The 11,874-nt window shown below is 62.1% G+C and carries 14 protein-coding genes; 9 read left to right on the forward strand and 5 right to left on the reverse strand.

Translation table 11 applies throughout. The annotated features are described in order from the left end of the window. Positions 1-162: 162 nt before the first annotated feature. The gene (locus tag WP12_RS22215; RefSeq protein ID WP_046195839.1) at positions 163-738 is read left to right on the forward strand and encodes a cob(I)yrinic acid a,c-diamide adenosyltransferase; all 576 of its coding nucleotides are present in this window, start codon (positions 163-165) and stop codon (positions 736-738) included. Between the two features lie 170 nt (positions 739-908). Here the strand turns inward: WP12_RS22215 and WP12_RS26275 are convergent, their stop codons facing one another. Then, positions 909-1,043, reverse strand: coding sequence for a hypothetical protein (locus tag WP12_RS26275; RefSeq protein WP_268794748.1), 135 nt, complete (start codon positions 1,041-1,043; stop codon positions 909-911). A 200-nt stretch (positions 1,044-1,243) separates the two neighbouring features. On the opposite strand from WP12_RS26275, the gene uvrA reads away from it, so the two are divergent. Then, positions 1,244-4,327 (forward strand): excinuclease ABC subunit UvrA, encoded by a 3,084-nt coding sequence (gene uvrA, locus WP12_RS22220; protein ID WP_046195840.1) that lies wholly within the window; start codon positions 1,244-1,246, stop codon positions 4,325-4,327. A 286-nt stretch (positions 4,328-4,613) separates the two neighbouring features. After that, positions 4,614-5,591, forward strand: coding sequence for a hypothetical protein (locus WP12_RS25115; RefSeq protein ID WP_152664119.1), 978 nt, complete (start codon positions 4,614-4,616; stop codon positions 5,589-5,591). A 326-nt stretch (positions 5,592-5,917) separates the two neighbouring features. Here WP12_RS25115 and WP12_RS25610 read toward each other — a convergent pair whose 3' ends face one another. Continuing rightward, entirely contained in the window at positions 5,918-6,295 is a 378-nt protein-coding gene (locus tag WP12_RS25610) for a hypothetical protein (protein WP_200894580.1), read from the reverse strand. A gap of 285 nt (positions 6,296-6,580) precedes the next feature. On the opposite strand from WP12_RS25610, the gene WP12_RS22225 reads away from it, so the two are divergent. From WP12_RS22225 to WP12_RS22235, 3 genes are all read left to right on the forward strand, one after another. Further along, positions 6,581-6,901, forward strand: a complete 321-nt coding sequence (locus WP12_RS22225) for a hypothetical protein (RefSeq protein WP_046195841.1) — start codon at positions 6,581-6,583, stop codon at positions 6,899-6,901. A gap of 85 nt (positions 6,902-6,986) precedes the next feature. After that, complete coding sequence (locus WP12_RS22230; RefSeq protein WP_046195847.1) at positions 6,987-7,178, forward strand: hypothetical protein; 192 nt, start codon at positions 6,987-6,989, stop codon at positions 7,176-7,178. A 15-nt stretch (positions 7,179-7,193) separates the two neighbouring features. Continuing rightward, on the forward strand, positions 7,194-7,814 hold the full coding sequence (locus tag WP12_RS22235) for an SOS response-associated peptidase family protein (protein WP_046195842.1): 621 nt from the start codon (positions 7,194-7,196) through the stop codon (positions 7,812-7,814). A gap of 260 nt (positions 7,815-8,074) precedes the next feature. Here WP12_RS22235 and WP12_RS22240 read toward each other — a convergent pair whose 3' ends face one another. The 3 genes from WP12_RS22240 to WP12_RS22250 form a co-directional block, all read right to left on the reverse strand. Next, a complete protein-coding gene (locus WP12_RS22240) occupies positions 8,075-8,524 on the reverse strand; it encodes a hypothetical protein (RefSeq protein ID WP_235399268.1) in 450 nt (149 codons plus the stop codon). Between the two features lie 122 nt (positions 8,525-8,646). After that, positions 8,647-9,489: an AAA family ATPase gene (locus WP12_RS22245; RefSeq protein WP_046195843.1), complete on the reverse strand. Its 843-nt coding sequence runs from the start codon at positions 9,487-9,489 to the stop codon at positions 8,647-8,649. 283 nt (positions 9,490-9,772) lie between these two features. Beyond that, the gene (locus WP12_RS22250) at positions 9,773-10,441 is read right to left on the reverse strand and encodes a DUF6975 family protein (protein WP_046195844.1); all 669 of its coding nucleotides are present in this window, start codon (positions 10,439-10,441) and stop codon (positions 9,773-9,775) included. Positions 10,442-10,658: 217 nt separating this feature from the next. Here WP12_RS22250 and WP12_RS22255 point away from each other — a divergent pair, with 217 nt between their 5' ends. The 3 genes from WP12_RS22255 to WP12_RS24510 all read left to right on the forward strand — a co-directional run. Further along, positions 10,659-11,189 (forward strand): J domain-containing protein, encoded by a 531-nt coding sequence (locus tag WP12_RS22255; RefSeq protein ID WP_046195845.1) that lies wholly within the window; start codon positions 10,659-10,661, stop codon positions 11,187-11,189. Between the two features lie 125 nt (positions 11,190-11,314). Beyond that, positions 11,315-11,659: a response regulator gene (locus tag WP12_RS22260; RefSeq protein ID WP_046195846.1), complete on the forward strand. Its 345-nt coding sequence runs from the start codon at positions 11,315-11,317 to the stop codon at positions 11,657-11,659. Positions 11,660-11,713: 54 nt separating this feature from the next. After that, positions 11,714-11,874: transposase (locus WP12_RS24510; RefSeq protein WP_152663831.1), on the forward strand; the 161-nt coding region annotated here is incomplete at its 3' end.

Raw genomic sequence — 11,874 nt, forward strand, 5'->3', positions numbered from 1 at the left:
CTCTTCACCTACCTCTACACGCGCACCCTCGCTGCAGGCGCGCCCTGTCGCCCCGCCCCTCCTCGCCCCCTTCGCCGGTGCTCGTGTAGATCTTGTGCGTCCGTACCATGTGGGGCTCCTTGCGCGGTTTCAGCTTCGCTGAAACCGCTCAAGGAGCCCCACATGGTACGGTTGAACAAGATCTACACGCGCACCGGCGATGCGGGCGAGACCGGGCTGGTCGACGGGTCGCGCCTGCCCAAATATGCCCCGCGCATGGCCGCGATCGGCGATGTCGACGAGGTCAACTCGGCGATCGGCGTCGCGCTGACCCATGAGCTGCCCGATGACGCCCGCGCCATGCTCGCCCGTATCCAGAACGAGCTGTTCGATCTCGGCGCCGATTTTGCCACTCCTGGCCCCGATTATGCCCCGTCGGACATGAGCCTGCGCATCGTCCCCGCTCAGGTCGAGCGGCTCGAGCGCGAGATCGACGCGATGAACGAAAGCCTGGAGCCGCTGCGCAGCTTCATCCTGCCCGGCGGCGGCGCGGGAGCGGCTGCGATCCACCTCGCCCGCGCGATCTGCCGCCGCGCCGAGCGCGCTGCCGTCGCCGCCGACCGGGACGCTGGCCTCAACCCGGTCGGGCTCGCCTATATCAACCGGCTGTCGGATCATCTGTTCGTGCTGGCGCGCTTCCTCAACCTGGGCGGTGCGGGCGACGTCCTGTGGAAACCGGGCGCAACCCGCGCCGATTAGGCGATCCGGCCCGGCTGGCCGATAAACTGGTCCAGCACCATCAGCCCGAACATCATGAACAGGCCCGCCAGCATCACGGTGCTGAGAAGATCCTTCTTGCTCTCGGGCATGGCGCGTTCCTTGGCGAGACGACGATGCCCCGAGCATGACGCGACGTGGTTGACGACGGGTTAATGCATCATGTCGTTGATCAGCATGTTCAGCAGAATGATGCCGCCGACGATGAACAGCATCACGATCAGCGCCGTCTTGATGATGTCCTTGCGCCGGGTGCGGGCGAGATCTTCGTCGGGATCGGTATACATTGCGGCCCTCCACGCAGCACCGCGCCGATCCTAGGCCAATTAACAAAAGTTAATAGCGATATCGCCATTTCGCCCCCGAAATGGTTCAATCTTTTCAGCAGGCTTGAGAATCGCCGCCCCACGCCCCAGATTGTCGCCACGTCCCGCCCGGCGCACCGCCGGCTCTTGCGCACCGTGAACAAATCTGGAACATCTATCCCATGCTGACCCACATAAGCGTGCGCGGTGCGCGCGAACACAACCTCAAGGGCGTCGATGTCGACCTGCCGCGCGAGAAGCTGATCGTCATCACCGGCCTGTCCGGCTCGGGCAAGTCGAGCCTGGCGTTCGACACCATCTATGCCGAGGGGCAACGCCGCTATGTCGAGAGCCTCTCGGCCTATGCGCGCCAGTTCCTCGAGCTGATGCAGAAGCCCGACGTCGATCATATCGAGGGGCTCAGCCCCGCCATCTCGATCGAGCAGAAGACGACGAGCCGCAACCCGCGCTCGACCGTCGCGACCGTAACCGAGATCTACGACTATATGCGCCTGCTCTGGGCGCGCGTCGGCGTGCCTTATTCGCCGGCCACCGGCCTGCCGATTTCGGCGCAGACCGTCAGCCAGATGGTCGACCGGTTGATGCTGCTGCCGGAGGGCACGCGCTTCCTGCTGCTCGCCCCGGTCGTGCGCGGCCGCAAGGGCGAGTATCGCAAGGAAATCGCCGAGTGGCAGCGCAACGGCTTCACCCGGGTCCGTATCGACGGCGAGATGTACGAAATCGACGCCGCCCCCACGCTCGACAAGAAGTACAAGCATGACATCGAGGTGGTGGTCGACCGCCTCGTCGTCCGCGAAGGCATCGAGACCCGGCTGGCGCAGAGCCTCGAAACCGCGCTGCGGCTGGCCGAGGGGCTCGCCTATGCGGACCTGGTCGATACGACCGTTGCGGAGGCAGTGGCGCAATCCCCCTCCACCGCCTTCGGCGGTCCCCCTCCTCGTGCCGGGGAGGAACAGGGTGATGCGATCGGCGAAGTTCCTCCCCGGAACGGGGAGGGGGACCAGCCGCAGGCTGGTGGAGGGGGTTCGGTTCGCGAGATGCCGGCGAGTTTCCAATATGCCGAGGCTGAAGAAACCGGCGGCAAGATGAAAAACGCCGGCGTCCCCGCCAACCGCATCACCTTCTCGGAAAAATTCGCCTGCCCGGTCTCGGGCTTCACCATCGCGGAGATCGAGCCGCGGCTCTTCTCGTTCAATGCGCCGCAGGGCGCCTGCCCGGCCTGCGACGGCCTCGGCGAAAAACTCTATTTCGATCCGCAGCTCGTCGTGCCGAACGAGGCGCTGTCGATCAAGCAGGGCGCTGTCGTGCCCTGGGCCAAGTCCAACCCGCCCAGCCCCTATTATATGCAGGTGCTGTCGTCGGTCGCGCGCGCCTATGACTTCAAGCTCGACACCCCGTGGAACGAACTGTCGGACGAAGTCGCGAACGTCATCCTCTACGGGACGAAGGGCCGCGTCATCACGCTCACCTTCATCGACGGCCGCAAGTCCTATGACGTGCAGAAGCCGTTCGAGGGCGTGATCCACAATCTCGACCGGCGCATGCTGTCGACCGAGAGCGCCTGGATGCGCGAGGAACTGAGCAAATATCAGTCCGCCGCCCCGTGCGAGGTCTGCCACGGCGCGCGCCTCAAGCCCGAGGCGCTCGCGGTCAAGATCGCGGGCGAGGACATCAGCATGTCGACCCGCCGCGCGGTCGGCCCCGCGCTGAAATTCTTCCGGGAGATGCCGCAACATCTCAACAGTCAACAGAACGCCATCGCCGAACGCATCCTCAAGGAGATCGTCGAACGGCTCGGCTTCCTCGACAATGTCGGGCTCGACTATCTCAACCTCGACCGGACCAGCGGCACCCTGTCGGGCGGCGAGAGCCAGCGCATCCGCCTCGCGTCGCAGATCGGCTCGGGCCTGTCGGGTGTCCTCTACGTCCTCGACGAGCCCTCGATCGGCCTGCACCAGCGCGATAACGACCGGCTGCTCGTCACCCTCCGCCGTCTCCGCGATCTCGGCAACACCGTGATCGTCGTCGAACATGACGAGGACGCGATCCGCACCGCCGACTATATCCTCGACATGGGCCCCGGCGCGGGCGTCCATGGCGGCGAGGTGGTCGCGCAGGGCACGCTCGAAGACATCCTCGCGCATGAGGGGAGCCTGACCGGAGCCTATCTCTCGGGCCGCCGCATGGTTGATGTCCCCAAGAAGCGCCGCAAGGGCAACGGCAAGAAAGTCACCGTCCACGGCGCGAAGGCGAACAACCTCAAGAATGTCACCGCCTCGATCCCGCTCGGCACCTTCACCTGCATCACCGGCGTGTCGGGATCGGGCAAGTCGAGCTTCACGATCGACACGCTGTACGCCGCAGCCGCGCGCTCGCTCAACGGCGCGCGCATGATCGCCGGCGCGCACGACAAGGTCACCGGCTTCCAATATTGCGACAAGGTGATCGACATCGATCAGTCGCCGATCGGCCGCACCCCACGCTCGAACCCAGCGACCTATACCGGCGCGTTCACCAACATCCGCGACTGGTTCGCCAACCTCCCCGAAAGCCAGGCGCGCGGCTACAAGCCGGGCCGCTTCAGCTTCAACGTCAAGGGCGGCCGCTGCGAAGCCTGCACCGGCGACGGCCTGCTCAAGATCGAGATGCACTTCCTGCCCGACGTCTACGTCACCTGCGACGTGTGCCACGGCAAGCGCTACAACCGCGAAACCCTCGAAGTGAAGTTCCGCGACAAGAGCATCGCCGACGTCCTCGACATGACCGTCGAGGATGCGGTCGAGTTCTTCAAGGCGGTCCCCCCGATCCGCGACAAGATGGCGATGCTCGCCGAAGTCGGTCTCGGCTACGTCAAGGTCGGCCAGCAGGCGACCACCCTCAGCGGCGGCGAAGCCCAGCGCGTCAAACTCGCCAAGGAACTGTCACGCCGCGCAACCGGCAACACCCTCTACATCCTCGACGAACCGACGACCGGCCTCCACTTCGAGGACGTCCGCAAACTGCTCGAAGTGCTCCATGCGCTGGTCGAGCAGGGGAATACCGTGGTGGTCATCGAGCATAACCTTGAGGTTATCAAGACTGCGGATTGGGTGATCGACCTGGGGCCCGAGGGCGGCGTGCGCGGGGGTGAGATCGTGGCTGAAGGGACGCCGGAGCAGGTGGTGAAGGAGCCGCGGTCTTATACGGGGCAATATCTAGCGCCGTTGCTGCAGATTTCCACACAGAGTCCGCAGGCTGCAGAATAATAATGCAATAGAGACCCTTTCTGGCTTAAGTTGATTTATGATCGAGATTAAGGAATTAACCATTGGTCGCTAAGCTGCTGTTACGACAGGTGTTCACTCCCGGCGGACAGCCATCAGTCACCTATGTTAGTCGCGATCATCTCGGTTTAGAAAAGCGCGTTTCCGACGCGCTTGCTCGGGGATACGCCATTAATGTCGTCACTGGTCCGACTAAATCTGGCAAAACAGTGTTGTGCAATCACGTTCTTAGTCAAAGCGGTACTCTCGCACTCGCAAAGACAGCGGAATGATCGAAGAAGGCGCTAATGCTGGCTTGTCAATGGGCATACCACAGGTAGTAAATGTCTCAGCTGGAACGCAAGGTAAGACCGCTAAAAGTTTTGAGCGGTCTCTGAACTACACTACGAGCGCACAGCAAGCTTCTTTAACAGCGCTCTTAGATCGTGGGATTTCTTTGCTTGTTGATGATTTTCATTACATCCCATCAGATATCCAAAAAGCAGTGATACAATCTCTCAAAGGTGCAGTTTTTAAAGGGTTGCCGGTAATCCTGTTAGCAGTCCCTCACAGGGCATTTGATCCCGTTACTGTTGAGCAAGAGCTTGAGGGGCGGTTTAAACATATAGAAATTCCCCCTTGGGAAATAAACGATCTTATTCTTATTCCAGAACGAGGGTTTGAGGCTCTAAATATAGTAAGCAAAGATGCTTTGAATAAGGCAATTTGTGCAGAAGGATTTGGAAACCCTCTCCTCGTTCAAGAAATTTGTAGTGAGCTATGTTTGAAGAATGGAATACGGGAAAAAGAGGCTGCTTCGCAGCCGATTGACCCTAAGTTGCTTGGAATAGCGTTAGAAGAAATCGCGCAAAGTAAGGGGTTTCCAAAATATAGAAAATTAAAGGCAGGACCTGACGCGCGCAAAAAGAGACAAGCTAGAGCCTTTAAGGATGGTGGTGCTGAGGATAAATATTCAGCAATTTTGACTGCAATTTCAAGTATCGGACCCAAATCTCGTACGTCATATGATGACCTCCGCGGGGCGCTGCAAAATCTGCTAATCCCTTCTTCTATGCCAGCAAAGCACGAGATAACATCCGCGCTAATTAATATGAGCAAGATAGCTAGAGAACAAATAGAGGGTGAGCCGCCGCTTGAGTGGGTTTCAAGTGAGGATGTTCTAGTTATTACCGACCCATTTCTTTTATTCTATATGAAATGGGCAACTCACCGCGAAGCTCCGGGGAGTCAGGGAACCTTAGTTTAGCGTCAATGCGATATAATAAGCCAGATATTGCTTATTTTATTATTGATACTCATGTCTTAAATCATCCCACTGGCGAATTGCTGCCCTGTAACGTGTGCGAAATAAACCCTCTTCGTTTCCTAGAAGGGGAAGGCGAGTTATCGCAAAGGTTTGGCCACGAATAACATCCAAAATTCGAATTTCTTCTGCGCTGATAGTCGGGAGTGCGCGGCCAAGAAGCCAAAGGCCGATCCTCGCCGCCTCATCTTGAATGACCGGTTCCAGTGAAAAGTAAGGGTAGACGAAGTGGTCCTCGTCTCGGGCATCTCTAACGGCTAGGATGTTGTCTACTTTGACGACCGCGTCCAGGCCCGGGAACGCAAACCGTGCTTTAAGCGCTTCTGCTCTTCTGAACGGCTCATTGGTCCAACGGCGGCGTTCGTTCCACCAAAGCAGAAAACCATCTCGCAGCTGAGGATAAAGATTCCGGCGACCTGAGTTCGCTTCGATACGAAGGCGCGTGGTTTCGTGAAGGTCAGAGATGCCGAAGACATGATCTTTCGCGTCGCGCCAAAACGGTACGTAGAAATCGCCGCCGCCCCACCGTTGCCATCCTCGCGGGCAATATCTTCTCGAATATCATTACGTATCGACGATATTCGTTTATTCGGTTCTGCATAAAGTATTTTAAGTAACTTACGCAGATGGATAAGGCGCAGAGACATGGCAACTCCCCCCGGAGATAGTGTCTTACTATCCCATCGATTTTCGCGCCGTGATGCCCTGAGATATTACTTAGGCTTGGGCTCACAACCGCGACGTGCACCCGCCCGCCCTTCCCACGCATCAGCTGCCTCAGGGGTTTCCGGGACACAGTTTTTGGGGACACGATACCTAGCTAGTCGATCGCGCCGGTCGCGAGCCTTCGTCAGAGAGCATCGTGGCGAAGGCAGGTCAGCCCGTATGAGATCAGATGGGCGGGCGACATCACCTGTGCTAAGCGCTCCGCCATGCTCCATCCCCACAGACTCTCCGGCACCGTCAGCGTCGATGGCCTCGACTATGAATGGGAGCTTCGCCGCGAGCCGGCATGGAGCGAGTCCGAAGGCTGGCAGGGCATGACCGTCGCCCTGCTGCAGAAGGACATGCAGCGCGGCGCGCTGATCGAGTTTCCCCCGCCCAAGCGCCTGCTGAAAGGCTTGCAGCGCGGCCGGCTCCAGATCAACGACGCTATCGTCGCGCGCGGCATACGCGCCGCGCTGCTCGCCGGATGGGAACCCGAATCGCGCGGCAAGACGATGTGGTTCATGGTCGATGCGGACGGCAACTGAGCGCTGCGGCTTCACCCCGATGCCGATATCGACTATCTGGATCGGCGTGTGCGGTTTGAAACCGCCGGCGATTTCGGAGCGCGTGATGTCGAAGGATGACAAGCCCGGCGAATGGACCGGCTGGCGTATCGACTTCGCCGATTTCGCCGCAAAGCTGACGGCCCGCCGCGCCGCGCTGGGCGATGATCTCGTCATTCCCCGTAACAGCGGAACCCGCCGCACGGCGAGCAAGCGCGCGTTGCTGAAGGCCATCGAGGCGACCGGGCGAAGCTGGTAAAGCCACCGCGCACCCATGTGCAACGAAGTATCCCGCCGCCGCGTCGATCTCGACCTGCTCCGCATCGCCTATGAGCAGCAGTTCATCACCCTCAACACCCCCGAGGGCGCGCCCAATATGGCGCCGCTCGAAAGCGTGCGGATCACCGATCCGACGGTGATCGTCCGCGCCGCCGCGAATGCGCCTTCCGAGGCCGAGCTGGTGACCCGCCGCTGGAGCTGGCCCGGCCCCTCCGGCAAGCCGGTCTATAATTACCGCAGCGAGGGGCGCGACTTCCGCAATTCGGCGAAGCAGGGCCGCTGCCTGGTCCCGGTCGACGGCTTCTACGAGTTCACCGCGCCCGCCGATCCCGCGAAGAAGCGCAAGGACAAATGGCTGTTCCGCTGGGCGGGCGAGGACATCTTCATGATCGCCGGCCTGTGGAAGCGTGACGAGGCCGCGATCCCCGACCCCCGCGGCGAGGCCTTCACCCTGCTGACCTGCGAACCCGGCCCCGACATCGCCCCCTATCACAGCCGCCAGATCGTCCTGATGCCGCGCACCCGCTGGGCGGCATGGCTCGACGGCTCGGTCCCGGCGCAGGAGTTGATCGCTCCGTTGCCCGAAGGCACGCTGACGGTGGAGCTGGTGGGTTAGCCATAAGGGCCGAAGCGTCGGGGGCGCCTGCGGCGGGTCGCCGGTCTGGGCTTTACATGTAGGATTTCAACCGCTGGAAGGGGTGCGCGTCCTCGTGCCACGGACGCTCTTTCTCATGACGAAATACCGAACCAGTCATCGCGCTTCGCTCGCCGGCGCAGGGCGCGAGAAAAAATAAAACAACAAAACGCGACAACAACCCCTTGCACCCGGCGCAGTTAAGAACCATTCGCATCTGGAGGGCGCATCCGCGCGCCCGGTCACACCATCAGGCTGCGGTCGCTCATCGGTTCGAAGCGGCGCATCACGACGCGGATTTCGGGGCCGTTGCGGCGCAGGATGCGGCCTTCGAACAGTCTGGGGGTGATCGCGTCGGCCGCCACGTCCAATCGGAACAGCGGTGCGAGGGTGCCGAACACGCCTGCATAATCGCGGCCGCTGCCATGGCGGACGGCCTGGAGCGAGGCGGCGAGCGTGGTGCCGATCAGGGTGAAGTTGCCGTGGAAGATCAGCTGTCCGTCGCCACCGGCCATCCGGTCGCCCTCGATATGGAGGACGCCACCATGGGTTTCGTCGTCGCGGCAGCCAAACAGCCCGAAGCGGAGCGTCCATAGTCCATCGAGCACCGATATCGCGCCGCTCGGCCCGCTCTTCGTACCGTCCGGCGTATCGGCGACATCGTAATGGTCGAGGTGTAGCGACTGCTTCATGCCGCCTCAGCTATTTGATTTTAGTGGACAAAAGATAAACGCGCCTGCGCGAGGCGATCCGGGCTTATACCTACGCGCGTCCGGCCTGCGCGCCTCATCCACCAGCGATATGGCGGAAAGCCTCAGTTGCCCCGCCGATTCAGAAACGCCAGCCGCTCGAACAGCATGATGTCCTGCTCGTTCTTGAGCAGCGCGCCGTGGAGCGGTGGGATCGCCTTCTTGGGATCGCGCGACTGGAGGACGTCGAGCGGCATGTCCTCGTGGAGCAGCAGCTTGAGCCAGTCGAGCAACTCGCTGGTCGACGGCTTCTTCTTGAGGCCGGGGACGTCGCGGATCTCGTAGAAGATGTCCATCGCCTGGGCGACCAGCGTCTTCTGGATACCGGGGAAGTGGACGTCGACGATCGCCTGCATCGTCTCGCGGTCGGGGAATTTGATATAGTGGAAGAAGCAGCGGCGCAGGAAGGCGTCGGGCAGCTCCTTTTCGTTGTTGCTGGTGATCACGACGATCGGCCGCTCCTTCGCCGCGATCGTCTCGCCGGTTTCGTAGACGTCGAACGACATGCGATCGAGCTCCTGGAGGAGATCGTTCGGGAATTCGATATCGGCCTTGTCGATCTCGTCGATCAGCAGCACCGGCAGCTCGGGCGCGGTGAAGGCGTCCCACAGCTTGCCGCGCTTGATGTAGTTTTTGATGTCGTGGACGCGCTCGTCGCCGAGCTGGCCGTCGCGCAGCCGGGCGACCGCGTCATATTCGTACAGGCCCTGATGCGCCTTGGTGGTCGACTTGATGTGCCACTGGATCAGCGGGGCGTTGGCGGCGGCGGCGATCTCATGCGCCAGCACGGTCTTGCCGGTTCCCGGCTCGCCCTTCACCAGCAGCGGCCGGCGCAGGGTGACCGCGGCGTTGACCGCTACCTTGAGGTCCGCCGTGGCGATGTAATTGCTGGTCCCGTCGAAACGCAACGCCTGTCTCCCGCTGAAAATCGGGATTCGGGTTAGGATGACGCGGCGCGCGGGGCAAGAAAAGATGCCCATGCTCCGCACAGGAAGATTCGGGCAACGGGATGCGCGGCATCCCGCAAGGCCGAACGGCCGCCGCGCCTTATTGGCGCGAAGCCAAGCCGGGCGGAGGATCGTAGGCGATCAGCGGACTGCCGGGGGCAGTCCGCCGCAGGAGATCGGCTCGCAAGCGAGCCGGGGGCGCCCGGCGTCTGAGGGCGCCCGCGCAAGCGCGGGCTCATACAAATCACGTCCCTACCCGCGCTTCCGCCCGCGCTTCCAGCAGGCCCCACAGCCCGCGATGCTGGACGAGGAGCTGCTGCGCGCCGAACATCATCGCGCGCTCGACGCCGGGCGAGCCGGCCTCGTCGATCAGCGCCATCGTCTGGCGCGGGGAGGGCAAGGCGGGCGGGGTGAGCGCGACGCCGAAGCGCTGCGCGGCGGCGTCGATCACCGCGCGGACCGCGCGCCAGTCGAGCACCAGCGCCATCGCCGCGCCAAGAGCGCAGCCGTCGCGGTCCGATCCCGCGAGCATTTCGAGCGCGTGGCGCTGTCCGGCGACGGCGGCTTCGGATGCCGCCTGGCCCGGCGTGCTGGGCAGCGGACCCGCCGCGACCACGATCCGCATCAGATAGGCGCGTTCCTCGGCAAAGCCCTCCGATGCGGCGTCGAGCCAGGCCCGGATGCCGGCGCCCGACGGCCTGGCGCGCGCCAGATCGATCACGCCCGGCTGGCGGCCATGCAGATTCGCGATGAAGTGGACGGCATCGGCCAGGTCGCGCCCGGCCTCGCGGCCACGGGAAAAGATGTGACAGGCGATATAGGGATGGCTCTTGCCGCCATCCTCTCCGATCAGCGCACCGATCGTCTCGGCCGCGCTGGGACGCGCAGCCGCCTGCTGTGGTTCATACGCCATACGCAACACACCCCGAATACAACCGGTACAAAGCGCGATCGGCGAAAAAGCCGCCGTTCACCCGAATCGCTATAGGCCAGGTGCGGTAAACGCAGCGTTACGCTTCGGAAATAAATCCGGGGTCGGGATGCCCGCTTTCCCCTTCCCGTCTTTCCCAAGAACAAAAAGCCGAAATGCGCATTCCCCGTTCAGTCTCGCCGCGCTAAAAGGGTCGGCTATGGCGCGTTCATCTTCTCGTTCGAATGACTGGGGTTTTCCCCGCTGGCGCGGCTATGGCAGCGAGCGGGGCGCGACGCAGGTGCGGATGTGCGACCGCCACGGCTGCGATCAGCCGGGCGATTGCCCCGCCCCGAAAGCGCCGAACAGCCGCGAGCGCTGGTATTTCTGCCCCCGCCATGCCGAGGAATATAATCGCAACTGGGATTATTTCACCGGCCTGACCGCCGAGGAGGCCGCCGCGCGCGAGGCCGAAGAGAAGCAGTCGGCATCGGGCTATGCCGAGCAGGCGCATTATGGCTGGGCCGGTCCCGGCGACGGGCGCTGGTCGCGCGACGAGATGCGCGCCTTCGAGGCGCTAGAGCTCGAGGTGGACGCCGACTTCGAGGCGGTGAAGACGGCGTGGCGGCGTCTCGCCAAGGCCAATCACCCCGATGTGAACCCCAAGGACGCCGCGGCGGCGGTGCGTTTCCAGGCGGTGCAGGCGGCTTTCGAGATTCTGCGCCGCGCCGAGGAACGCCGGCCGCGTTAGGTCGTTACGGACCCACAAAGACATTTGTGATACGGCTCTGCAACCTATTTACACGCATCTCGGTAAATATGCTTGGATGGAACCCCTGTCGGATGTGCGCATTAGTGTACATATAGGAGAACCAGTTGCGGATTTTATGCGTAGATGATGACGGGTTGGTCCTGGCGGTGACCGCCGACTTGCTGCGCGAACTGGGCCATGACGTCGTGGAGGCCGGCGGCGGGGGCCGCGCTGCCGAGATCATCGCCGCGGCTGGCCCGCCGATCGACATGCTAGTCACCGACATCCATATGCCCGGTGGCCCAGACGGCCTGCAACTCGCCGAATATGCCCGCCGCCAGCAACCCGGCCTGCCGGTGATCTATTTCAGCGGTCTCGCCCATGTGGTGCCGCGCAATGTCGAGGGCGTCGTTCTCTCAAAGCTGTGCAGCCTCGGCCAGCTCCAGCAGGCGATCGAGGCGATGCACTAGGGGTTGTGGGGATTTAGGATTCACATTTTTGGGGAGATGTGATTCACACTTTGGATGGAACGCTTCGTACTGACCGACGCCCAGTGGGCAAAGATGGAACCGCATTGTCTGGGTAAGCCGACCGACCCGGGACGAAGCGGGAGGAACAACCGTCTATTTTTGGAGGCAGTGCTATGGATTGTCCGGACGGGCAGTCCATGGCGTGATCTGCCGAC

It is taken from the genome of Sphingomonas sp. SRS2, from assembly GCF_000971055.1.
In the GTDB taxonomy this organism is placed as follows: domain Bacteria; phylum Pseudomonadota; class Alphaproteobacteria; order Sphingomonadales; family Sphingomonadaceae; genus Rhizorhabdus.

Excerpts from the sequence above, each read along its gene's own strand:
- WP12_RS22215 (WP_046195839.1), top strand. The coding sequence starts at position 163 with ATGGTACGGTTGAACAAGATCTACACGCGCACCGGCGATGCGGGCGAG.
- WP12_RS26275 (WP_268794748.1), bottom strand. The coding sequence starts at position 1,043 with ATGTATACCGATCCCGACGAAGATCTCGCCCGCACCCGGCGCAAGGAC.
- uvrA (WP_046195840.1), top strand. The coding sequence starts at position 1,244 with ATGCTGACCCACATAAGCGTGCGCGGTGCGCGCGAACACAACCTCAAG.
- WP12_RS25115 (WP_152664119.1), top strand. The coding sequence starts at position 4,614 with ATGATCGAAGAAGGCGCTAATGCTGGCTTGTCAATGGGCATACCACAG.
- WP12_RS25610 (WP_200894580.1), bottom strand. The coding sequence starts at position 6,295 with ATGTCTCTGCGCCTTATCCATCTGCGTAAGTTACTTAAAATACTTTAT.
- WP12_RS22225 (WP_046195841.1), top strand. The coding sequence starts at position 6,581 with ATGCTCCATCCCCACAGACTCTCCGGCACCGTCAGCGTCGATGGCCTC.
- WP12_RS22230 (WP_046195847.1), top strand. The coding sequence starts at position 6,987 with ATGTCGAAGGATGACAAGCCCGGCGAATGGACCGGCTGGCGTATCGAC.
- WP12_RS22235 (WP_046195842.1), top strand. The coding sequence starts at position 7,194 with ATGTGCAACGAAGTATCCCGCCGCCGCGTCGATCTCGACCTGCTCCGC.
- WP12_RS22240 (WP_235399268.1), bottom strand. The coding sequence starts at position 8,524 with ATGAAGCAGTCGCTACACCTCGACCATTACGATGTCGCCGATACGCCG.
- WP12_RS22250 (WP_046195844.1), bottom strand. The coding sequence starts at position 10,441 with ATGGCGTATGAACCACAGCAGGCGGCTGCGCGTCCCAGCGCGGCCGAG.
- WP12_RS22255 (WP_046195845.1), top strand. The coding sequence starts at position 10,659 with ATGGCGCGTTCATCTTCTCGTTCGAATGACTGGGGTTTTCCCCGCTGG.